19 protein-coding genes are annotated in these 24,011 nt (G+C 51.9%); 3 read left to right on the forward strand and 16 right to left on the reverse strand.

All coding sequences use genetic code 11. The annotated features are described in order from the left end of the window. Positions 1–738, forward strand: a 738-nt coding sequence (locus SBI19_RS27940; RefSeq protein ID WP_317972811.1) for a cellulose binding domain-containing protein, incomplete at its 5' end; no start/stop codon positions are given. Between the two features lie 73 nt (positions 739–811). Here the strand turns inward: SBI19_RS27940 and SBI19_RS27945 are convergent. The 4 genes from SBI19_RS27945 to SBI19_RS27960 all read right to left on the reverse strand — a co-directional run bounded on the left by SBI19_RS27945 (position 812) and on the right by SBI19_RS27960 (position 4,865). Next, positions 812–2,335 (reverse strand): MFS transporter, encoded by a 1,524-nt coding sequence (locus SBI19_RS27945; protein WP_317972827.1) that lies wholly within the window; start codon positions 2,333–2,335, stop codon positions 812–814. A gap of 85 nt (positions 2,336–2,420) precedes the next feature. Next, on the reverse strand, positions 2,421–3,173 hold the full coding sequence (locus SBI19_RS27950; protein ID WP_317972812.1) for a TetR/AcrR family transcriptional regulator: 753 nt from the start codon (positions 3,171–3,173) through the stop codon (positions 2,421–2,423). A 170-nt stretch (positions 3,174–3,343) separates the two neighbouring features. After that, positions 3,344–4,210 (reverse strand): hypothetical protein, encoded by an 867-nt coding sequence (locus SBI19_RS27955; RefSeq protein ID WP_317972813.1) that lies wholly within the window; start codon positions 4,208–4,210, stop codon positions 3,344–3,346. Positions 4,211–4,457: 247 nt separating this feature from the next. Then, positions 4,458–4,865, reverse strand: coding sequence for a VOC family protein (locus SBI19_RS27960; RefSeq protein ID WP_317972814.1), 408 nt, complete (start codon positions 4,863–4,865; stop codon positions 4,458–4,460). 273 nt (positions 4,866–5,138) lie between these two features. Between SBI19_RS27960 and SBI19_RS27965 the strand changes: the two genes are divergently transcribed. Next, entirely contained in the window at positions 5,139–5,426 is a 288-nt protein-coding gene (locus tag SBI19_RS27965; protein ID WP_317972815.1) for a hypothetical protein, read from the forward strand. Positions 5,427–5,565: 139 nt separating this feature from the next. On the opposite strand, the gene SBI19_RS27970 is transcribed toward SBI19_RS27965, so the two are convergent. Beyond that, a complete protein-coding gene (locus SBI19_RS27970) occupies positions 5,566–6,198 on the reverse strand; it encodes a hypothetical protein (protein ID WP_317972816.1) in 633 nt (210 codons plus the stop codon). An 821-nt stretch (positions 6,199–7,019) separates the two neighbouring features. Between SBI19_RS27970 and SBI19_RS27975 the strand changes: the two genes are divergently transcribed. Next, positions 7,020–7,691 carry a transcriptional regulator gene (locus SBI19_RS27975; RefSeq protein WP_317972828.1) on the forward strand — a complete coding sequence of 224 codons (672 nt, stop codon included), beginning with the start codon at positions 7,020–7,022 and terminating at the stop codon, positions 7,689–7,691. A 534-nt stretch (positions 7,692–8,225) separates the two neighbouring features. Here SBI19_RS27975 and SBI19_RS27980 read toward each other — a convergent pair. The 11 genes from SBI19_RS27980 to SBI19_RS28030 form a co-directional block, all read right to left on the reverse strand. Continuing rightward, the gene (locus SBI19_RS27980) at positions 8,226–9,344 is read right to left on the reverse strand and encodes a sugar ABC transporter permease (RefSeq protein ID WP_317972829.1); all 1,119 of its coding nucleotides are present in this window, start codon (positions 9,342–9,344) and stop codon (positions 8,226–8,228) included. A gap of 137 nt (positions 9,345–9,481) precedes the next feature. Beyond that, on the reverse strand, positions 9,482–11,002 hold the full coding sequence (locus SBI19_RS27985; protein WP_317972817.1) for a sugar ABC transporter ATP-binding protein: 1,521 nt from the start codon (positions 11,000–11,002) through the stop codon (positions 9,482–9,484). A gap of 88 nt (positions 11,003–11,090) precedes the next feature. After that, positions 11,091–12,194 (reverse strand): sugar ABC transporter substrate-binding protein, encoded by a 1,104-nt coding sequence (locus tag SBI19_RS27990; protein WP_317972818.1) that lies wholly within the window; start codon positions 12,192–12,194, stop codon positions 11,091–11,093. A gap of 256 nt (positions 12,195–12,450) precedes the next feature. Next, the gene (xylF, locus tag SBI19_RS27995) at positions 12,451–13,617 is read right to left on the reverse strand and encodes a D-xylose ABC transporter substrate-binding protein (RefSeq protein WP_317972819.1); all 1,167 of its coding nucleotides are present in this window, start codon (positions 13,615–13,617) and stop codon (positions 12,451–12,453) included. Positions 13,618–13,625: 8 nt separating this feature from the next. After that, entirely contained in the window at positions 13,626–15,167 is a 1,542-nt protein-coding gene (locus SBI19_RS28000) for a response regulator (RefSeq protein WP_317972820.1), read from the reverse strand. After that, on the reverse strand, positions 15,160–16,608 hold the full coding sequence (locus tag SBI19_RS28005) for a sensor histidine kinase (RefSeq protein WP_317972821.1): 1,449 nt from the start codon (positions 16,606–16,608) through the stop codon (positions 15,160–15,162). Before SBI19_RS28005 ends, SBI19_RS28000 begins: the two co-directional genes overlap by 8 nt. Continuing rightward, positions 16,605–17,585, reverse strand: coding sequence for a sugar ABC transporter substrate-binding protein (locus tag SBI19_RS28010; RefSeq protein ID WP_317972822.1), 981 nt, complete (start codon positions 17,583–17,585; stop codon positions 16,605–16,607). Before SBI19_RS28010 ends, SBI19_RS28005 begins: the two co-directional genes overlap by 4 nt. Positions 17,586–17,790: 205 nt before the next feature. Then, positions 17,791–18,597 (reverse strand): ABC transporter permease, encoded by an 807-nt coding sequence (locus SBI19_RS28015; protein WP_317972823.1) that lies wholly within the window; start codon positions 18,595–18,597, stop codon positions 17,791–17,793. Continuing rightward, positions 18,594–19,634: an ATP-binding cassette domain-containing protein gene (locus SBI19_RS28020; RefSeq protein WP_317972824.1), complete on the reverse strand. Its 1,041-nt coding sequence runs from the start codon at positions 19,632–19,634 to the stop codon at positions 18,594–18,596. The genes SBI19_RS28015 and SBI19_RS28020 overlap by 4 nt, the downstream gene beginning before the upstream one ends. 513 nt (positions 19,635–20,147) lie before the next feature. Continuing rightward, positions 20,148–21,863: an assimilatory sulfite reductase (NADPH) hemoprotein subunit gene (gene cysI, locus SBI19_RS28025; RefSeq protein WP_317972825.1), complete on the reverse strand. Its 1,716-nt coding sequence runs from the start codon at positions 21,861–21,863 to the stop codon at positions 20,148–20,150. Between the two features lie 82 nt (positions 21,864–21,945). Continuing rightward, entirely contained in the window at positions 21,946–23,799 is a 1,854-nt protein-coding gene (locus SBI19_RS28030; protein WP_317972826.1) for an assimilatory sulfite reductase (NADPH) flavoprotein subunit, read from the reverse strand. Between the last annotated feature and the right edge of the window lie 212 nt (positions 23,800–24,011).

The raw sequence follows: 24,011 nt of genomic DNA on the forward strand, positions 1-24,011 counted from the left end.
ATGGAATCCCCTGCGGCGCCGACCGGTCTGACAGCCACGCCCGGCAATGCGCAAGTGACGCTTTCCTGGACGGCTTCGTCCGACGCGACGAGCTATACGGTGAAACGCGCGCTCCTATCGGGCGGTCCATACACGGATGTCGCGACCGTTGCGACGACCAGCTACGTGAATACAGGCTTGACAAACGGTACGACTTACTATTACGTAGTCAGCGCATCGAACAATATGGGCAGCAGCGCCAACTCCTCACAAGCAAGCGCGGCCCCAACCGGTGGAACCAGCACATCAAATGGCCTCATTATTCAATACCGCGCTTCGGATACCAATGCTTCGGACAATCAAATTAAAGCATCTTTCATCGTCAAGAATACCGGCAGCACCGCAGTTAATCTGAGCACGTTGAAGATTCGCTATTACTTCACCAAGGACGGCACCGCTGCGATGAATGGATGGATCGATTGGGCCCAAATCGGCTCCTCGAACGTCAGCATCACATTCGGCTCCGTCACCGGAACGAATGCCGACTCTTACGTGGAGCTCAGCTTCTCCTCTGCCGCGGGGTCTATTCTGGCCAGCGGGCAAAGCGGGGAAATCCAGCTGCGAATGTCCAAGTCGGATTGGTCCAATTTCAACGAGTCTAACGACTATTCGTACGACGGCACCAAAACCTCATATGCCGACTGGAGCAAGGTTGTATTGTATCAGAATGGTACGGTGGTATGGGGTACGACGCCGTAATAAACACGCCGTAGAGGAAAGTGTGCTTTATTGGAAGTTACAAAAAGCCCTCGGGATGAGGGCTTTTTTGTACTTAATGGAATAGCTGTTGCTCCTCTACCCCGCTCCCCTTCACGACCTCCACCTTCCTCGGCCAAAATAGCACCGTCAACGCAATCCCTACGATTGCGATACCGCCGCAGACGAACAGCATCATATCCAGCCCGTCTACGAACGCCCCGTGCACCGAGTTGAGGAGCGATGCGGATTTTAGTTCACCCGCGGCAATCGCTCCGGCAGAGACGTTATTGCGAACGGCTTCTGCCGTCGCTTCCGGTAGATTGCTTACGTCAACATTGCGACTGTAGACGCTGTTGAGCAGCGAGCCAAGAAAAGCTACCCCAATCGTACCGCCAATCTGTCTCATCGCCATAATGACCGCGGAGCCAACGCCTGCCCGATCTTCAGGCAGAGCTCCCAATGCAGCGTTCATTGCGACCGGCAGGACGAAGCTCAGTCCGACGCCAACGCATACCACCCAAATCGCCGTGTAACCATAGCTCGTCGATACTTCTGTCAGACCGCCCATTGCAAAACCTGCTGCAACGATCAAGAAACCTAACGCAATAGCCACTTTGTCGCCCGCACGAGCAGACAGTCGTCCCGACAATCTTGAACCAACCACGACACCGCCTATAAGCGGCAGTATACGCAGTCCGGCCGCTTGTGCATCCACCCCTTGCACCACCTGGAGATAAATCGGTAATCCGAACAATATACCGAACAATGCGAAGTTGACCAACGTCGCCATTCCCGCCCCCCAAGTAAAACCACCTTGACGGAACAACTGCATTTCAACAAGCGGGTATGCTGTTCGGCGTTGATGCCAGACGAACAAACCAAGCAGCAATATACCTGCGATTACAGAAGCTAATGTGATTCCATCGTTCCAGCCTTCATCACCTGATCGTGTTACTCCGTACGTAATAGCAGTCAATCCCAAGCTCGATGTGATGATTCCCAGCCAATCGATTCGCTGCTTTTGCTTCTCTACAGTCGACTCAGGCAGCAGTACTACCAATGCAATTAATGCAACTACAATGATAGGCACATTTATGAGAAAAATCGTCCCCCAGTTGTAATGCTCCAGCAGCCAGCCCCCAATGATAGGGCCAAGCGGCAGCCCCAGTGCGCTTGCGGTAACCCATAAAGTCATCGCCTTCGGACGTTCGCCTTCCGAGAACAAGAACGGAACAAGCGACAGCGATAACGGCATAAGGAGCGCAGCCCCGAGTCCGAGTATTGCCCGAGAAATAATGAGTGCCTCCGAGCTAGATGCGTACGCACATGCAACCGAAGCTGCGCCGAACATGACAAGCGAGAGCAGCAGCAGCTTTTTCCGACTATAACGATCGCCAAGCATCCCGGCAGGCAGCAGCATAGCCGCCAATACTAAGTTGTACGCATTCGCAAACCATTGAAGCTCGCTTGTCGCGGCGTTCAGATCCGATGCAAGCACCGGCAGAGCCAGATTGAGCACGGTCGTATCCAATCCGATGGTCAGAACACTGAGCGCCATCACGCCAAGCACCCACCACCTCGTCTTACTGTTGTGCATGTTGATCACCTTCATCATCCACCTTTCATTTTTAAAACTAACTAGTTATTTATATTTAGGCTAAAAGAATACCGCCTTTATTTCCTTACAATAAAGACGGTTCCATTATCCCGTAAACCACGAATCGAACGAGTTGCTCCCGTGCATGCGCCGAGCTGCCGCCCGCACCAGACTTGCCATCCAGCTCCCCATCACCTGTCATATCAATATTGAAGCGTGAGAAATGCTGCATAGAGAAGCCTACGTTGCTGAGCAGTAGAATCGGCAAATAATAAGGGTCTAGATCCGCTCTCAACAGACCATTCTCCTTCGCTTGCTTAGCCAAATCGAGGAGTTGCGTAATATCGTCCGGCCGATACGAAATCTGATTCCACGTCCGCCAGCCTTCCGCGGCTTCCCACGAATAGATCTTCAAGAACCGCGGATGCTGCACTAAGAAATCATAAGTACTGCGCACGACCGTTTCCAGAAAGAGCTTGAATTTGCCCGCATCCTTCGTAAGCTGTTCGTCATTCATCAGACCGCCCGACATATCGGCAAGCATCTGGTCGCCTAACTGGTCGGCTCGCTTGACGACTTCCATGTACAACCCTATTTTATCGGTAAAATACTGATAGATCAGGCTTTTGTTATAACCCGAAGCCGTGGCAATCGCATCAATTCGTGCAGCCGAGAAACCTTGATCTGCGAAAATCTGTTCTGCTGCGTCGAGAATGATTTCCCTCGTTCGCGCAGCATCATACGTTTTCTTCGACTTCCGTTCCTTCTGTGTAATGCTCGCTCCCGCCTTCGCAACATTTCTAACTAACTGGTTAGATTTTAAGCTTTCGTGATTCATCCTGTCAAGTACCGATTGAGAAACAACGGAGAAAACCCGCAGCTGTCCGTTGCTGCGGGCTTCCTATTAGCCTGCTCTCTATACGAGAATCGATTCATTCGTCTACGCTTAGTGAAGCACCTTGTTAGAACAGAACAGGCTGGGTATGAATATAAATCGGGCCTGAGGACCTAAATATTCTCCTCTACAACGAATTCGTAATTGGACAGCTTGAATTGTCCGTCGCGGTACGAAACGTCCGCATTCAATCTGCCAATATACTGCGGGGATGCAATCTTCTCGAACAAAACACCAACACCGAAACTCGCCTTGATGGCCTTATTGTCATCAAAACTAAATCCCACAATGTCGCGAATACCCAGCTTATCGCTGGCTGCTCCGAATTCCTCATGATCATAATAGTTTTTCATTGTGACTTCAATGGTCTTGGACCCGACCTTCACTTCTGCTGTCAACTCTTCCTCTTGCTTGATCGGTTTGAATGATATAGCAGGATATACTTGATCCAAGTAGTCGCTCTCTTGGAACATATGGTCACGCAGCTTCGGATCTTCCTCTATCTCAATCATATGCAGCTCTTCGACGGAGACACCTGTGCCTGAGCCTATGTACAGAATGATGGCAAGCTCATCATGACCATCGCCATCGTAGTCTTTCACTGCCATCCTTGGTTCAATTCCTCTGGGTGTCATATATATCCAGTCGTACTGCTGGACATGATCGCCTACGTGCAGTTCTACGCCATTATCTAAACCAAACATCTCAATGTGATGGTCTGGCAGTGAAGCGATCAGTGCCCTGACCGGGATTTCGGGCTCATCCTCGGTTGTACCCGATGGCTGGCTCTCCGTGGGCGCCTCTGCTTCCGACTCATTGGACGAGGCTGCTGAGTTGTTTGTCTGCTCGGTTTGCTGTATGGCATTCGGAGGAGGAACGGACTCCTTATCCTTCGCGCCGCAGGACGATAATAGGAATGAGATTGCCATACACGATGCGATCATGTACGGGAACGTTTTACGAAATTTTGGTACTTGCACGCCTAAGGCCCCTCTCTGCCAATCCTGTTTACTAACCTATAACGACGTGATTCAGTTCAAAATGTTGCAGCGTTAATTGACACTTTAGGATACTAAAAAGCCGCCGTCCGATCAAATCATCGGAACGACGGCTTGCATAGCATTTATATAGAAACTTATGGGAATTGTATAGATCTTTTCCTGCCGGGAGCAGAACAAGCTCATCGCCATATTGCGGTGAGCTTAACGTTTTTGATCCTATACTGCGTTACTGCGGCTTCAGAGCCTCTGTGCTAATTTGCCACTTGATGCCGAACTTGTCCTCCAGACGTCCGAACAGTGTGCCCCAGAACTGTTTCTCGAGCGCCATAATGATGCGTCCGCCTTCCGACAAATTCGCAAATGCGCGCTGCGCTTCTTCATCGGTCTTGAACTCCAAGTTCAGGTCGAAGCTGCTGCTGCGACCTGGAGGTTCATGCATCGTATCCGCGATGAAGAAATTCACGCCGGCAGCGATAAACGACATATGGATGATGCGATCCTTCAGTGCTTCATCCGTTCCCGGCGCTTGTCCGTACGTCATCTGTTCGATGATTTGCCCGCCAAGCGCTTGAACATAAAAGTCAGCCTGCGATCGAGCATCTTCGGAGTAGAAATATGGTGTCAGCTTAGCCATTTGAGCATCACGTCCCTCTTCATATGGATGGTTTCAAGCACCATCATAACAAAAGCAGGGATAAAGACAAGTGAAGATACGCTGCCGAGTACACCAATAAAACGCATCTTTCAACACAGAGCTATCGCGCTTATAAGCTCGCTCCTTTACATCTGCACCGTTTGTTCCGCAAAAACCGATAAATTGGTATAGTTGTCCCGAGCAAAAGCACATCCTGCTACATATGATAGATTAGAAACACAAACCACTCCTCCTGCAAGGAGGTGATGCATAATGACTACGCTGCTCACAGGCTGGATGCTCTATTCGCTCTGGATCGTGTTTGGCTTCATGGCACTTGATTTTCTCGTTGGACTTTATCACGCTCTTCGCACCAAAGATTTCACGCCATCCCTCATCCTCAGCTACCTCCAAGACACGTTGTACTACGTCCTCCCGCTGCTGCTGCTTGCCAGCATCTCTGTACTCGACTCGACGGGTTGGATCGTTAAAGTTGGCTACTACATCGGTGCCTTCGGAATCGCACTCAAATATTTGCTAGCACTCAAAAGCAAATTGTAAGCGCCTTCGTCAGCGCCCTGGGACTAGACCTAGGGCTTTTTTGTCGTGCCGCATTATTGCAATGAACAGAAAAAAACCACGTCCGTCAGACGTGGTTTGCATACATTGTATTCCTTGATTGCGATAATAAATGATGATGTTACTGAAGGCCGTGTTCTTCACGAATGTTGTACAGACCTTGAATGAGCAGCTCTGCAGGATCGCGGTTCAACAGCAGATGCGTAACCAGCAGATGCAGCGGGAAAGCGCAAACATTATTACCGTCTACAATAGATGGGAATCCTGCTTCAAGAACAGGACCAAACTTCTCATGCAGCGCTAGATCGACGTGTACAGGCTCCGGAGCGAATTCTTCGCGAATTAGCGTCACACATTGCGGTACGAGTACTTTGTCGACGACGAATTTGGCATCGTCTTCGGACTTCGGCGGCGTTGGAAGCCCTCTTCCGCCTTCCTGCTTCATCAGCTCTACGAAGAATGAAGCTAGCCATTCCGCCGGATCATTGCCGGATTGGAAACGGTTGACCAACTCACGCAGGAAGAAACCGCAGGAATAAACTTGATTCGCATCGTTCTTCACGTGATAGATGAATACAGGACCATACATTTCCTGCGTTACCACTTGTCCATCCACTTCGTTATAATGCATCCGCAGTGCTACAAGGCAGTTATGATGAACAGCCTTGACCAGCTCAACCAACTGTGGATCCGGTTCAGCTGTTTGATTGCCTTTAACTTCTTCATTGGTCGTCTCGTTGTTCATCCTTTTCATCACCCGACTCCATCATATCATTCGACCGAACAGCCAGTCTAGTCAGAGTCTTATTTTATCGGCTCATTCGACAAAAGAATTTCGTTCCATCTTACGATATTTCGGCAAATTCTGGCCTAATAGCCGATCTTATCACGCTGACATGAAGATATTGCGTCATTACGGGCAAATGCTGAACATAACGAACTCGGAAACCACTATATTGTGACGAAATGCCACATCTGCCCGCTCTAACGAACCCAGGTGACGCTATTATTCACTTATTCGCCCATTTCGCATGCTAACGAACTCAGATCACGCTATTCCGCCAAATTCTCTCGTTCCAGCGTCGTTTAGGAGTAATTATGATGTGCAGGGTTCGTTACGTCGCTACCGTCTCTACATGAGTGGAATAAAGCTGCTGAAGTTCGTTAAGGCGGGTCAGCTGTCTCGAAATCGCACTATAATATGCTAACGAACCAATTACACGCTATTGCCCGACTTTTCGCTGTTTTCTAACGCTGATGAACTCAGATCACGCTATTCAACTAAATCGACGCGTTACAATAGCATTCGAGGGTATATAAAGTGTTTAGAGTTCGTTACAATGCCACCGTCTCCACTTGAGCAAAATAAGGCTGCTGAAGTTCGTTAGAATAATGAACCCGCTGCTGTCTTCCAATAAATCATCCGGGCCTATTGCGCGCCTTATAAAATCAAGCTACACTATTGGCAAACCAAACAGCATCACATTCGGTCGTGAAGCACACGCCGCTTCGATACTTCGTATCGGGGCGGCTTTTTTGCGTGTTACGGATGACTATTTAGGGGGCTTACATATAATGGCGCGTTTCGAACCCAAGTACGAAGAGTGGCTATTGCAGCAAATTAAGCAAGAGAATAATCATCGCAGACGTGAGTTATTGGAGAAAGGTCTAGGCCATGGTACGGTCGAATTTTTGCGGCATATTTGGTTTCCCGCCGTAGGAAACTTCGATCATCTGTACCCGGAGTGGGAAGTTCGAGACTTCAACAGCGGATACCGCTATGTAGATTTAGCTTATATGCCAAGTGGTGTTAAAGGGGGAATCGAAATTCAAGGATACGGCTCACACGCGAGAGACCTCGATGTAAAGCGGTTCAAAGACTTATGCTGGCGGCATAGTCTTATGGCGCTCGACGAGTGGATGTTTCTTCCTTTAGCATATCCGTCCATTAAAGAAGAACCTTGGCGCTGTCAACAACTCGTACTCGCCTTCGTCGGCAAGTTTGTTTCAATGAACGTACCTGCTGAGCTCAATGCTTTCGAAGCTGAAACTGTTCGATTTGCTCGGCGTTTATTGCGTCCCTTCGCACCTTCTGAGTTGGCAGCGCATTTGAGGGTTACTGCCCAGCATGCGAGGCGAATATTGAATACACTAGTTAAGCTTGAGTTGCTCATCATTGCAAGCGGCAAACAGAGGTATCGCACTTTCGCTATTTCAGAAGCAGCGGCATTGAACGGAACAAAGTAACGAAATTTGCTAACGAACCACACTGGCGCTATTGTGCGACTGTACACCGTTTCTGCATGCTAACGAACTCAGGTCACGCTATTCCTCCAGATTCCCTCGTTCTAGCAGCGTTTGGAAGTAAATATGATGTGCAGGGTTCGTTACATCGCCAGCCTCCTGAATCGAGCAAGATAAAGTTACTGAGGTTCGTTAGCGAGAAGAGTTACTGAGCAATACTAGGATAACGTCGGTCAAGGATTCAATTTGAGGTTCAGGTGAATCAGTGTAGCGTAGAGCAGCGACGTAGTTCTAGCGGGACTTGGGACGGGGTTTGCAGCGTAGTACTAACGCTACTTTAGAGCGAGAAGATACACTACAGAGCTGGCATTGGTGTGACAGAGGTTAAACAGAGAATAACTCGAAAGAACAATCGAGCCGTTCCCGGCTTGCACGGATTCCGTGCCAAGGCCGAGAGCGGCTCGCAGTGCGCGAACTATCGCGCTGTATTATTCTTACGTAGGGCGAGAAGCATGATGCCTCGCCGCTGCTTCTTCGTTACGCTCTCTTCCGACGCGTCATGACGTCGAAGATAACGGCTGCGGCAAGGACGCCGCCGCGGATCATGTACTGGTAGGAGATGCCGACGCCGAGCAGGTTCATGCCGCTCGTCAGCGATGCCATAACGACAGCGCCGATGATGGAGCCCGTTACTTTACCTACGCCGCCTGCCGCCGATACGCCGCCCACATAAGCAGCGGCGATCGCATCAAGCTCGAACAGCGTGCCAGCCGTCGTCGATGCAGACTGAAGGCGGGCCGTATACAGAATGCCGCTGAGCGCGCTGAGCAGACCCATTGAGCCGAATACGATATACGTTATTTTCTTCACATTGATACCGCTCAGGTGAGCCGCTTCCGGATTGCTGCCGACCGCATAGATATGGCGGCCGAGCACCGTCTTGGTCGTCAGGAAGTGATAGATAAGCACGACGCCCAGCACAATGATAACCGTCCACGAGAAACCGTTGTAGCCGGACAGAATCCAAGTCACGTAAGCGATTATAGCCGATACGAAGATAAGCTTGATCGTGAAAATCCCCTTGGAGACAACTTCGAAATTGTATTTCTGTTTGTTCGTGCGGTTCTTGAATTCGAAGTAAATGTACAACAGAATAACGACAAGACCAAGAATGAGCGAGAGCAGCTTCAAGCCGCCAACTTCCGAAATTTCCGGCAGGTAGCCGTTGCCGATCGCGTTGAAATGATCGCTCGGGACGTTGATCGTACCCGTTTTCTCCGTCACTTGCAGCAGCGCTCCGCGGAAAATAAGCATAGCAGCGAGCGACGAGACGAACGAAGGTATGCCGACCGATGCAACGAGCACGCCGTTGAACATCCCGATGACGATGCCAAGTACAAGAATGATCGGAATCGTCAGATAGAACGGAACGCCGGCCTGCGTCATGAGTATCGCGGCAATAGCGCCCATGAAGCCGGCCGCGAAGCCAACGGACAAGTCAATGTGCCGAATGACGATGACGAGCGTCATCCCGACCGCCAATACGGCGGTGTAGCCCGTTGCATCCAGCAAGTTACTGATGTTGCGGGAAGACATGAACAAGCCGTCTGTCATGATGGAGAAAATGACAATGATAACGAACAGAGCGATATACATGCCGTATTCGCGAATATTGACTTTGAGCAGCGTCCCCGCCTCGCCCAGCAATGTTGCTTTCGTTTGATCCGAGGACGGCCGGCGGTGGCCGGAAATCTTCGGCACATCTTTGACTACGTTGTTCATCGTTGTTCCTCCTATTGCGTAGCGAATTGCATGATTTTTTCCTGATCGGCTTCCTCAATGGACAATTCGCCTTTGATTCGACCTTCAGCCATGACGTACACGCGATCGCTCATGCCGAGCACCTCGCCAAGCTCCGACGAGATCATGATGATGCTCATGCCCTCGCTGATCAGCTTGTTCATAATCGTATAAATTTCGAACTTGGCACCGACGTCGATACCGCGAGTCGGCTCGTCGAGTATAAGCAGCTTCGGCCCGACGAACAGCCACTTGCCAAGCGATACCTTCTGCTGGTTGCCGCCGCTTAGGTTGCCGACGATTTGTTCGATGGAAGGCGCTTTGACATTCAAGGAATTTTTGTATGACTGCGCCACCTGAACCTCTTGGTTCGCGTTAATGACGCCCTTGGAGGCGACACCTCGCAAATTCGCTGCGGTCATGTTGCTCCGAATATCTTGAATCAGGAACAAGCCGTCACCCTTTCGATCCTCCGTCACATAAGCGATGCCTGCGTCAATCGCGTCGCTCGTATGCTTGAACGAGCTTGGCTTGCCGTTCAGCAGCATATCGCCCTGCAGTCGATAGGATCTCGGATTGCCGAATAGGCTTAGCGCAAGCTCGGTCCGTCCTGAGCCCATTAAGCCGGCGATACCGACGATTTCGCCTTTTTTCACATGTAAGTTAACGTCCTTCACGACATGTCTGCCCAACTGCGTGTCGAAGGCGGACCAATTCTTTACCTCGAGAATGTTGTCGCCGAACGATTTATTCGCTCTCTTCGGGTAAATATCTTCGATCTCGCGACCGACCATGTTTTTGATGATGACGTTTTCCTTAATTTCTCCCTTGGATGCATCCAGCGTGCAAATCGTACGTCCGTCGCGGAGGATTGTAGCCTTGTCCGCAACCGCAATGACTTCCTTCAGCTTGTGCGAGATCATGATGCAGGTAATGCCCTGCTTCTTCAACTCCCGCAGCAGATTAAGCAGATTCTCGCTGTCGTTCTCATTCAAGGCTGCCGTCGGTTCGTCCAGGATAAGCAGCCGAATGTTCTTGCTGAGCGCTTTGGCGATCTCGACAAGCTGCTGCTTGCCTACGCCAAGATCTTTAATGAGCGTCTCCGGGTTCACGCTCAGTCCTACCTTTGCGAGCATTTCCTTCGCCTGCACGATCGTCTGGTTCCAATTGATAATCGAACCGCGCGCTACTTCGTTGCCGGCAAAAATATTCTCGTACACGCTAAGGTCCGGAAACAGCGCCAGCTCCTGATAGATAATCCCGATGCCGGCTTGCACGCTGTCGGCGATTTTGCCGAACTTCTGCACCTTGCCGTTGTAGACGATATCGCCCGAATACGTGCCGTGCGGATATACGCCGCTGAGCACCTTCATCAATGTCGACTTGCCCGCTCCGTTCTCGCCGACCAGGAAGTGAATTTCGCCTTTAGCCACTTTGAAGTTGACCTCGGTCAACGCCTTGACGCCTGTAAACTCTTTGGAGATATTGTTCATCTCTAAAATGTAGTCGCTCATCGTTATGCACTCCTTAGCGAAACAACTCTTACATAAAGGAGTAGTGATAGACGAATCTACCACTACTCCTTGCCTACATGGCTTGTTCTTACAGGCCCTTGAAGTCGGACTCTTTGTAGTAACCGGACTCTACAAGCTCTTTCTTAAAGTTGTCTTTGTCGACAGCGACAACGTCCGATTGTTTGGCTGGCACTTTCTTCTTGCCGTTGTCGTATTCGCCGTTCGTTGCAATCGTTTTGCCGTCGAGAACGTCGACTGCGAGGCCCATTGCATCTTTAACGAGCGTACGAGTGTCTTTGAATATCGTCATCGACTGTTTGCCGTCGATGATGTATTGGCCGGAAGCTTTATCCGCGTCTTGTCCGGAAATGACATAGCTCTTGATTGCGCTGTCCGCTTTGAATACGTCCGCAATGGAACGAGCCGTTGCATCGTTTGGTCCGAGGATCGCAACGTCGCCTTTCAAGTCAGCGCCTGCTGCCGTAAGGTGCGTTTGCGCTTTGTTTTTCGCTTCGTCCGGATTCCAGCTCGTCGTTACTTGGCCGATGACTTTCGCCATTTCCTCGCGCTCCAGTTTAGCCTTGCCCGCAACGGCAATCGCTTCGCTCGAGTTCGCGATTTTGAACGTGCCGTCGGCGATTTTCGGCTGCAGCACGCTCCAAGCGCCTGCGAAGAACAGGAACGAGTTGTTATCCGTAGCAGCGCCGGCATACAGATACAGCGGCACGCCTGTGCCTTTCACATGGTCAACGAGGTATTGCGCTTGCTTCGCGCCTACCTTATTGCTATCGAATGTTGCGTAGTAGTCGACTGCATCCGTGTTCGTAATCAGACGGTCATAGGAAATAACCGTAATGCCTTCTTTCTTAGCCGCTTCCACTGCTGCACCGGCTGCCGTCGCATCGAATGGACAAATGATAAGGACTTTAATGCCTTTGTTGATCAGCGTTTCTACGTTTTCTTTCTCTTTGGCGGAGGAGCCTTGGCTGAACAGAATTTCACCTTTATAGTCCGATTCCTTCAATGCGTCTTTGAAGCGCTGCTCGTCCTGGATCCATCTTTCCTCGTCCTTCGTCGGCAGTACGATACCTACGCTTACTTTGCTGCTGCCGTTGCTTCCGCAAGCCGTAACCAATGCGGCGAACAACATGACAACCATCATAATGGCCATCGCTTTGAAGCCTTTTTTCATCTTTCTTAACCCCTCTCGGTAATGGTCTAGATCACTTACTGGAGCAACTATACCATCCCGAACTTCCAATGAAAGCGCTATACTATAGCACTCTTTTACGACTATCTGGACATTTTTAACTTGGAACGGATCTATCGCTTATACGGGTGCAAAAAAAGACAGCCGTACGCGTACGTACGACTGTCTAGGACGAGAAATCGTTAGACTAATATCATTGCAGGAATGCACAGGTGTATTATTAGCTTTCAGTGTCGGCCTACTCATCCGCTTCTTTCTTCGCCTTCACATTCCGATATACTTCCTCACGCGAGTGGAAGCCGTCCGCGATGATCGTGTCATCGATGTTGAATCGGTCCACCGCGATCGGCGAGAGCAGCACGGACGGCACTTCGATCTTGCCGTTGTTCACCTTTCGATCGGCGCCGGAAGGTTCGCCTCGCGCAAGCTTGAATGCAAGCTCGGCCGCCTTCTCTGCCAGAAGCCTGATCGGCTTGTACACGGTCATCACCTGTGTCCCTTCGACGATCCGCTGCGCCGCTGCGAGATCGCCGTCCTGTCCGGCAACGGGAATTTTCCCTGCCATCCCTTGCAGCCCTAGCGCCTGAACAACTCCGCCTGCAGTCCCGTCATTCGCTGCTATGACTGCGTCAATGTTGTTGCCGTTCGCGCTTAGCGCGGCTTTCATATTCGCCAATGCATTAGCAGGCGTCCAATCCTTCGACCACTGGTCATATACGATCGTAATGTCCCCTCTATCGATCAAAGGCTGCAGCACGTTGAACACGCCTTTTTTGAACATATGGGCATTGTTATCCGTATCCGCGCCTCCGATATAGACATACTTGCCCTTCGGCACAAGACGCGTGATCGCTCTCGCCTGCAGCTCGCCTACCTGCTCATTGTCGAACGACACATACAGATCGATTTCCGAGTTTTTCACAAGCCGATCATAAGCAAGCACTTTGATGCCGGAAGCATGGGCCTTCTGCACAATGGCAGCCGTTGCATCCGCATTATGCGGGACGATCACAAGAATATCGACGCCCTCGCTGATCATCGTCTCCGCTTGCGAGATTTGCATCGCGTCATCGCCATTGGCCGCCTTGACGACAACCTCGGCGCCAAGCGCTTCGGCGGCTTCCTTGAACATGTCGCGGTCTCTCTGCCAACGCTCTTCTTGCAGTCCATCCATCGAGAAGCCGATTTTGATCCGCTTATTGCTCTTAGCCTCTTCCTTGCTGCCGTTAACTTCAGCACTCTCGCCAGTTTCCGGATGAACGGCCGTTTCCTCTATGCCTTCCTGCGCGGAAGAGGTCTCGCTGCCGCTGTTTCCATTCCCGCTGTCGCAAGCCGCCGCCAAGCAAGACAGTGTTAGCAGCAGCACGAGCACGAGCAGCCTGACGTGCAATGTATGTTGTCTCATGCGCCTGTCTATCCCCTTCGGCCGAGCAGCGCCTTCCGATATTCGGTTGGCGAGACGTCGCACATTTTTTTGAACACCTTGCTGAAATAGTTCGGATCGTGATAGCCGACCTCATACGTAATTTTCTTAAGGCTCCATTCCGGATTGCCCATCAGCCTCTTCGCCTTCTCGATGCGGCATTCGGTTAAGAAATCGATATAGTTGACGCCAAGCTGCTCCTTGAACATTTTGCTGATATAGAAGGGGCTGAGGCCAACACGCTTGCCGATCGTATCGAGCGAAATATCCTTATGCGAATTGTCCATAATGAACTGCTTGATCCGCTGGATCGTATCTGGCGATATGTGATCCTGATGCTCCGCAAGCGATTGCCGCATCCGATCCAGCAGCAGAGCGGACTCGGCGCGCAGCTGGCGATAATCCTGCGACTGGAACGAAAACAGCGGCGTATCCATCTCTACTCCGAGCTCCAGAAGCGCGCGCGAGGCGAGCCAGAGCAGCTCGAGCACGCGCTGCTGCGCCTGGAGAAGATCCGCTCCTTCATGCTCGTAGCGCCGAATGAATTCCGTCACCTCCGCATGGACCTGCTCCCACTGCCCGAGGCGGATCAGCTCGAACAGCTGCTTCTCCAGCTGCTTCGCTGGATAGCCTTCGCTCGTTACGCCAAGCACAGGCGTATCCGCGAAGAAACGGAATTTCACGGGTACCGACGTATCCATCGAAGCGACCAACGCCTCTTGATAGGACTGGCGAATCTGATCGAGCGATTCGCACACGTTGCCGATGCCGACGAACCAGCCTGCGGCGGCATCCGCCTTAGCAGCCGCGAGCAGCTCGCGAGCGATCGCTCCAGCCTGCGCACGGAACGACTGGCTCGGGTCGCGGAACGCGATGATCGGAATTTGCCGTCCATACAGCGCGCCGACCCAACCATTTTTCATCGAACGAACCTTATCTTTAATGACGGAATAATGAGACTCCGAGCCTGGCGGCAGCAGCACCGTCATCGCGAACTTGTCGTTGTCCGATCCGACACCCAGCAGACCTACCAACTCATCCAAATGCACCTCATGCACATGATCGAACAGCAGCTGGGTCACGATATCGGTCTCCACGATCGGCAGCACCTTCTGCAGCGTATCCCGATGCAGAAGACTCGTCTCCGCTTGCCTGCGATCCTCTGCAATCTGCGCCAGCGCCTTGCCTACCGTCGCTACAATCTCGCTCGCCTTGCTCGGCTTCAGCAGGTAATCCTTGACCCCGAGCTTGATCGCCTTCCGCGCATACTCGAACGTATCGTACGCCGTCACCATAATAAACTTCATGTCCGGATAGTCCGTCGACAAATGCTCGATTGCCTCTATACCGCTCATCCCCGGCATCTTAATATCCATCAGCACCAGCTCCGGCTGGTACTGCTCCGCTATCTCTATGGCCATCATGCCATTCCTCGCCTGCCGAATCTCGAGATCGGGAAATCCCTTCTGCAAGATCGCCTGCAGCCCTTCCCGCTCGATCTGTTCGTCATCCACGATCAAGAGCTTAGTCATCCTTCACGTTTCCTTTCGTCTTCGGGATCGTTACTATTACGCTCGTGCCATTCCCCGGCTCGCTCTTAATATCGATTACATCTTCCAGTCCGCAAAAGATGCGCAGCCGCTTCACTACATTGTTGAATCCTATGCCCGTCGAATGACTTTCCGTCTCGAAATTATCCTCATGGAGAATTTGCCTGATCTTCATCTCCGACATGCCGGGACCGTCGTCGGCAATTTCAATCGTGACCCGCTCCCCGCTGTCGAAGACGCGGAACGTTATCGTCCCTCCGTCCTCGCGAGGCTCAACCGCGTGGATGACCGCATTCTCTACGATTGGCTGCAAGGTCAAGCCGGGCAGTTGGATAGACAGGCAGCTCTCATCGATATCCATATTGAACTGCAGACGATCGGTAAACCGCGCTTTCTGGATCTCAATGTATTGGCTGAGCACCCGAACCTCATCCTTAAGCGTCATCGGCCGATCAAGCCGTTTCAGATTGTACCGCAGCAGCCCTGCCACGCTGGCGAGCAGATCGCTTGTCTCCTCCGAACCTTCGAGGTAAGCCTTCTTCGAGAGCATGTCGAGCGTATTGAATAAGAAGTGCGGATTGATCTGGCTCTGCAAGCTTCGCAGCTGACTCTCGCGCAGCAGCAGCTTGTTCTGCTGCAGCTCGTTCTCCAATTGGGCTTTCTGCTGAATCTCGGAGATGAGATTGTTAATATTGATGCGCATGCGATCGAACATTTTGGCCAGGAACGAGATTTCATCATTCGATGTCACTTCCACCTGCAAGTCGAACCGGCCGCGAGACAGCTCTCTAGCCGCCTGCGTCAGCTTCAAGATCGGTCTCGTAATGCTCGAGGAGAACAAGTAGGTGAATAACAGCAGCATGAACGTGATCGTCAGCATCAGCCAGATGCCCAGCTTCTTCAGCTCCGATGACTGGTCGATCATATCGCGGTAGAAACGATCGTATGTCTTCAAGTCATTATCCAGCAGCGTAAGCGTCATCTCGGATATGTATTTGGAAATGCGCGTCGCTTCCGAGAAAGCTTTGTCGGAGTCCTCCGATTCCTTCTCCGATTGGAACATGAGGGAACGGTCGGTCGTCTCTATTAAACTATCGATCAGATTCATATAATTCGTCAGCGCAAAGTCGCTTTCCTCGCTGCGCAAATCAAGCACGGCTATTCGTGCCTTACGCAAGCGCACCTTACTCGTATCGAGCTGAGATAGATTGACCTCGGTCGGCGCAAGCAAGTAGTTATACAGCGACGTAATCGTCTGCTGACTGGCATTCGTTACTTCATTCATGCTCAAGTAGCGCTGCAGGATGTCATTATACTGATTCATTGTCTTCTGATTGTAATAAGTGAGCGTAATCCAGATGGCAGCCATAATGGAAAGAACGACACCGGCGAGAATCCATATTTTCTTCTGAATGCTGTTCATGGTTGGTTCGCCTCTCTTAGCATCCGAATGTCGGTCAAGTAGCCTTCCGTATTCAGAGGCACCGTCTTCCCGCTCAGCCATTGGACCATTCGATCGACGCTAATGCGTCCCATATCCTCAGGCGACTGCCCGATCATGCCATCTAGATTGCCGGATTCCAGCAGCGACATTGCATCTTGGCTGTCGTCGAACGAATAGATGTAATAAGGCCCGACCCTCGCGCGTCTGCCAATCTCCTGCACCATCGCACCGGCAAGATTCGCATTAACGGCAATGAACGCATCCACCGTTGGAAGCTCATTCATCAAATTTTGCGTCGTGGCAATGACCTTCTCCTTCGTGTCTGCCGTCTCTGCGTATTTGGTGACAATGTTCGGATGGTTCTTCAATATATCCTCGATGCCCTTCAACCGCTGCTGCTGAAAATATTCATTGCGGCTATCGCCAAGCATAATCACCTTGCCCGAATCGCCCATATCCGCGAGCAGTTGATTCGCGATCATCTGTCCAGCAAGATACTGGTCGGATCCGACATAGGTCCGCCTTAGGCTGTCCACCATCGGCACATCATTGGCTACCGTTATGATCGGAATGCCGTTGAAGGCTGCTTTGATTTTCGTTAGATTCTTGAACGCATCGGAATCCAGTCCTTGGACAATGATGCCGTCCACTTTGGAGTCGATCGCAATCTCGATTTTTTTCAGAAAATCTTCTTCATTCTTGCCGTAGCTGCCCCATACCTCCATGCTTGCTCCAACCTTCTCCGCTTCCCCCATCGCTCCGTTGCTGACCTTGACCCAGAACGGCGTATCCAGCTCCTGCGTAATAAGGACAAGCCGATATTTGGGCTGCTCGGATACAGGCGTACGCGGGGGAAGCTGGCCTTCGGAACGGAACACTTTGCCTGCGGACATCAGCGTAAAGTAAATCAAAATGACACAGATAATGCCGAGTATGACGACAATCGATTTGCGCAAGAGGACGATCTCCGTTTCCATGTAAGGTAAGTAATAACCAGCGTATACCAAGAAAGCGTATCCATCAAGATGGTTTAATAGGAATGTTAAATGAAAAAGCTGCTCACGTTGATTGCATAAGAACTCGGTTTATCAAATCGTGCTTCTTCATACAAGAAAAAAGCACGCCCACTAATGTGGCGCGTGCTTTGATTAGTTAATGCGATTACGTACGGCGCATATAAGCGCGAACAGTCAGCGGAGCGAAGACTGCTACGATAACGGCCGCTCCGATGAGCGTGATGCCCAGATCAGAGCCAATCGAAGCCGAGTTCGTCATGTCACGAACAGCGGTAATAAGATGTGAGACCGGGTTGATTTTGGCAAACCATTGCAGCCAGTTCGGCATCGTATCGACTGGAACGAATGCGTTGGACAGGAACGTCAGCGGGAACAATACGAGCATCGAGATGCCTTGCACGCTGGATGCGGTACGGGCGATAACACCGAAGAAAGCGAAAATCCAGCTGAGCGCCCACGAGCAGGCGATAACAACAAGTCCAGCAAGCACGACGTAGCCAAGACCGCCCTCTGGGCGGTAACCCATGATGTAGCCCATCGTAAACGTCAGCGTAGTAGCGATAGTGTAACGAATCGTGTCTGCCAGCAGCGCCCCCGCAAGCGGAGCGATACGCGCAATTGGGAGCGATTTGAATCGGTCGAACACGCCTTTATCCATGTCCTCCCGCAATTGCGTACCTGTGACGACTGATGTTGTAATTACCGTCTGTACGAGAATACCAGGAATAATTACCGGCAAGTAGCTCTGAACATCGCCGGAGATAGCTCCGCCGAAGATATACGTGAACATAAGGGTGAAAATAATCGGCTGCAGCGTCACGTCGAACAGCTGCTCCGGCGTCCGTTTGATTTTGAGCAGGCCGCGATAGGCCATCGTTAACGAGTTGCGTACGGTCAGCATAAAGCTGGTACGGTTTTTTAATGGCTGTGTTGCCGCTGTTGAAGTTTTCATCCTCTTACCCCCACTGCTTTCTTATTCGACAGCTCCGATTCCGCTGCTTGCTGCTGCGCTTCCTCTCTTGCGCCCTCACCCGTAATGGTCAGGAACACTTCATCCAAAGTCGGCTTCTGCACGCTCATCTCGGCTAGATGAATGCCCTCTGCGCGAAGTGCGATAAGCAGGTCCGTCACGAGATCCGCGTCTCGCATTGGCGCCGTAATCTTCGACGCTTCCGACGATACGTTGGTTTGTACTTGCAATACTTTCTCGATCAGACGGCGCGTTGCAGCAATATCCTTCGCGTCCTGGACACGAAGATGGAGCGACGACGTGCCAACAGAAGCTTTCAGCTCATCGACCGTGCCTTCGGCAACGACATGGCCCAGGTCGATTACGGCGATACGGTCAGCCAATTGATCCGCTTCATCGAGGTATTGCGTTGTCAGCAGCACTGTCGAGCCCGTCTTCACGAGGCGGCGAATCGTTTCCCACATTTGCGTACGGGTGCGCGGGTCAAGACCCGTTGTCGGCTCATCGAGGAAGATAAGCGGCGGCTGTGCGATCAAGCTCGCTGCCAGATCCAATCTGCGGCGCATGCCGCCGGAGAAGTTCTTAAGCGGACGTTTCGCCGCTTCCGTCAAGCCGAATTCTTCAAGCAGATCGGCTGCTTTCTTCTTCGACTCCGCGCGTCCAAGTCCGAGCAGCCTGGAGAAAATAATCAGGTTCTCCGTTGCGCTCAGCGACTCGTCGACCGATGCATATTGACCCGTTACGCCGATCAGCTGACGGACGATTTGCGATTCCTTCACCACATCGTGACCGAAGATGCGCGCCGAACCTGCGTCAGGGCGCAGCAGCGTTGCCAGCATCCGAATCGTCGTTGTTTTGCCGGCGCCGTTCGGCCCGAGTACACCGTAGATTGAACCGGCTTTCACCTTCAAATCAACGCCATCTACTGCTTTATTGTCACCGAAAGCTTTCACCAGGCCGCTGGCTTCTACAGCCCAATCGCCATTGTTCGGCTCAAAGATCCGATTGCTTTTACTCATTGTTTAACTCCTCCATCCATGCTCTCATCTCGTTTATAGTGCTATCTTACCGAGCGTATATAAACTGAATTTAAACAAACCGGATAAATTCGCCAAGTTTCATAAAAACTTTCTAATGGCTGGATGAAGCGCCGGGTGCAGAGTGCGGAGGTTCGCCGTGCGTTGCATGGTGCGCGGTGCGCGAGGGTGCGGTGCATGGTGCTGGGTGCGATGGAACTCGGTAACGGTTGTCATAGAGCTTATTAGGGTGTAATGAGTGCTGTTTAGGAGCTTAAGGTTGCCAGAGAGGCTATTAGTTCATAAGTGCTTATTTTATTGAACATGGCGCACAATAAGCTTCATGACAACCGCTCAAGGTGAAATCCGGTTATTCTGGCGTAAATAAGCACTGCTGCATCCGTCAGCATTCTGGCGATCCGTCTCCAGTGAATTGAGGTCATGCGTGCACAAAAAAAAATCGCTCCACAGTGCCGATCTGGCAGCGTGGAGCGATCTTTGTTCAATACATAACGATTATTCGTGGAAGTTCGTGCCGTCCGTTACCTCTTTCACGTAACCAGCGCGGATTACAAAGTCGCCGAAGTGCTCGCCTTTGTTGCGCTCAGCCGCGAAACGATTAATGATCGGCGTCAGCGTCTCGATAATCTCTTCTTCTGCGATATTCTCGCGGTACAGCTTGCTCAGACGGTCGCCCTTGAAGCCTGCGCCCATGTACATGTTGTAACGGCCTTGCGCCTTACCGATGAACGCGATCTCGCCAAGCGCAGGACGTGCGCAGCCGTTCGGGCAGCCCGTCATGCGAATGTTGATATCTTCATCGCGCAGACCAGCTTGCTCCAGAATCGGCTCCAGCTTGTCGATCAACGTAGGCAGGTAGCGCTCAGCTTCTGCCATTGCAAGACCGCAAGTCGGAAGCGCTACGCACGACAGTGCGCTGCGGCGCAGAGCCGAGTAGTTGCCGCCTTCTTCGACGCCGTGCTCTTTGAGGAGCGCAGCGATCTTCGTTTTCTTCTGGCTCGTTACGTTAGCGATAACGAGGTTCTGATTCGCCGTCAGACGGAAATCGCCTGTATGGATCTTCGCGATCTCACGCAGTGCCGTTCTCAGCTTGATGCCTGCCGTATCAATGACGCGGCCGCCTTGCACGTACAGCGTCAAGTTCCACTTGCCGCCTACGCCCTTAACCCAGCCGTAACGGTCGCCCGTATTGTCGAACTGGAATTCACGAGCAGGCTGGAGCTTCCAGCCAAGACGGTCATGAAGCTCTTCGACGAACCAGTCGAGGCCGTGACGATCGATCGTATATTTGAAGCGCGCGTTCTTACGTACGGAACGGTTGCCATAGTCGCGTTGAATCATCACTGTTTTCTCTGCAACATCGAGAATTTGATCCGGCGTTACGAAGCCGATCACTTTCGCCAGCTGCGGATACGTATTCGTATCGCCGTGCGTCATGCCCATGCCGCCGCCAACGCTCACGTTGAAGCCGACAAGTTTGCCGTTCTCAACGATTGCGATGTAGCCAAGATCCTGCGAGTAAACGTCTACGTCGTTGGATGGCGGTACAGCGATACCGATCTTGAACTTACGCGGCAGGTATACCTTGCCGTAGATCGGTTCTACTTCTTCTTCGCCGCTCTCGACCTTCTCGCCGTCGAGCCAGATCTCATGGTACGCAGGCGTTTTCGGCGCAAGATGCGACGTCAACTGCTGCGACCAGTGGAACACCTCGGCGTGAATGTCCGATTGATACGGGTTCGGGTTGCACATTACGTTACGGCTAACGTCGCCGCAAGCCGCAAGCGTCGTGAGCAGCGCCTGGTTGATCTCTTGAATGGTGCTCTTGAGGTTCCATTTCAGTACGCCGTGAAGCTGGAACGCTTGGCGCGTCGTCAGCTTCAAGCTGCCCGTACCGTATTTGTCCGCGAGTTCGTCCATCAGAAGCCATTGCGCCGGTGTCGACAGACCGCCTGGCGTTACGACACGAAGCATGAACTGATAGTATGGCTCGAGCTTCTGCTTCTGACGCTCGTTGCGGTAGTCGCGATCGTCCTGCATGTAGCTGCCGTGGAATTTCAACAGACGGTTATCCAGCTCTGGCAGACCACCTGTAATGCGGTTCGACAGCGATTCCGTCAACGATCCGCGCAGGTAGTTACTCTCGAGCTTAAGTTCTTCAACGTCGCTCGGTTTTCCGCCGATTGGCTGAACCTTTACTTTTTCACTCATTGCCTTTAGCTCCTTTGCCCCCATGATGGGTCCATGCTCTTGCGTTACACGTTTCTATTGATATACGCGCTTACCCCAGCGCTTAATATACGTCGCGTTGGTAACGACCTTGCTCTTGAAGCGCCGTTACGTATGCAGCCGCTTCTTCAGCGGACTTGCCGCCATGCTGCTCGATGATCGTCTGAAGCGCTTTGTGCACATCGTGTGCCATATGCTTCTCATCGCCGCAAACATACACATGGGCGCCGTTCTCCAGCCATTGATACAGCTGAGCGCCGCTTTCAAGCATGCGATCCTGTACGTAGACTTTCTCTTTGGTATCACGCGAGAACGCAACATCCAGCTTCGAGAGAACGCCGTCCTTCAGCATGCGCTGCCAGTCAGTCTGATACAGGAAGTCCGTTACGAAATGGCGGTCGCCGTAGAACAACCACGTCTGACCTTGTGCGCCAGTCTCTTCACGCTCTTCAAGGAATGCACGGAACGGCGCTACGCCTGTACCTGGGCCAACCATGATCACTGGCGTATCCGGATTAACCGGCGGCTTGAAGTTCGGATTCTGTTGAATGAAGATCGGCAGCTTGTCGCCTGGCTGGAGACGTTCGGACGTGTACACCGAGCATACGCCTTTACGTTCGCGGCCATGCGCTTCGTATTCGACCTTGCGAATCGTCAGATGCACTTCTTCTGGATGTGCTTCTACGCTGCTCGCAATGGAGTACAGACGCGGAGGCAGCTTGCGAAGCAGGTTCGCGATGTCGGCAGCCTTCAGCGTCCATGGCGCGAAATCACGAAGCAGATCGAGCAAGTCGCGGCCGTTCATATATGCTTTCAGTTCTTCTTTATTGTTAACCAGTTCTGCCAGCTTGCTGTTGCCCGAGAAGGCAACGGCTTTCTCCAGCAGCGGCTTCGTCAGTACCGTAATTTCATAGTGGTGCAGCAATGCGGTGCGGAGCGACGATGTCTCGCCGGACTTGCCCGTTACTACAGCCTCTTCTGCATTCCATTGCAGCGCTGCGATAATCTCGTCAACGAGCGTTGGATCATTCTGCGGGTAAACGCCTACTGCGTCACCTGGTGCATACGTCAAGCCGGAGCCTTCAAGAGACAGTTCGAGGTGGCGCGTCTCGCGGTCCGAACCTCTGCCGTTCAGGTTGAGGTTATCAAGCACTTCTGCCATGAACGGATTCGCACGCGTATATTCCGATTCACCGGCAGCTGCAGGTGCTGCAGCCGATGCTGCTGCGCCAGATGCAGCCGGAGCAGCGGACGTTGCAGCTGCGCTTACTGCGCTTTCAACAGCTGCGAGCCAGCCAGCAGCCGCGTCTTCGAAGTCAACGTCGCAGTCAACACGGTCAACGATGCGCTGTGCGCCGAGCTCGGCGAGCTTCACGTCGAAGTCTTGTCCTGTTTTGCAGAAGAATTCATAGGACGTATCGCCAAGTGCCAGAACAGAGAATTTGGTGCCTTCGAGCTTCGGTGCACGTTTGCTGTGCATGAATTCATGGAACGTAAGCGCGTTATCCGGCGGATCTCCTTCGCCGTGCGTACTTGCCACGATGAACAAGTAAGGCACTTCTTTGAGCTTGTTCGTTTTATATTGGTTCATCGCCGACAGCGTTACGTCAAATCCTTGACCTTTGAGCTTATCAGCCAGTCGCCCTGCCAGTCGCTGCGAGTTGCCCGTCTGCGAACCGAACAGGATCGTTGCCTCTCTCGGCAGCTGCGGAGCCGCTGGCACTTCTGCTGCTGCAGGTGCCTCCAATGCCGCGGCTGTAGCAACTTGCGCTGCCGCACTGCCGGCATTGCCCGCACGATAAAATGTTAGATATCCGTTTAACCAGTTAATTTGAGCTTCCGTCAGCGTTGGGAGCAGCTTATTGAGTAGTTCAGCTTGCTCGCTCGTAAACGGGCTGTTCGTCACTTGAAGTTGCAACAACATCCACCTCACATCAATCTATAAAATCCGACTACGTTACTGTGTTTTTACCTTATCTTCATAGTAACCTAGACTCACGCCAGGTTCAATCCATTCGTCGATATTTGTCTATAAAGTATCTTATAAACTTCATTATTTTTAATTATAAATGAAGATTTTCTACCCACCCAAACCCTCCCTGCAAGGGAGGGCCCCATGGGTTTCCAACC

Source organism: Paenibacillus sp. CCS19, from assembly GCF_033239625.1.
In the GTDB taxonomy this organism is placed as follows: domain Bacteria; phylum Bacillota; class Bacilli; order Paenibacillales; family Paenibacillaceae; genus Paenibacillus_T.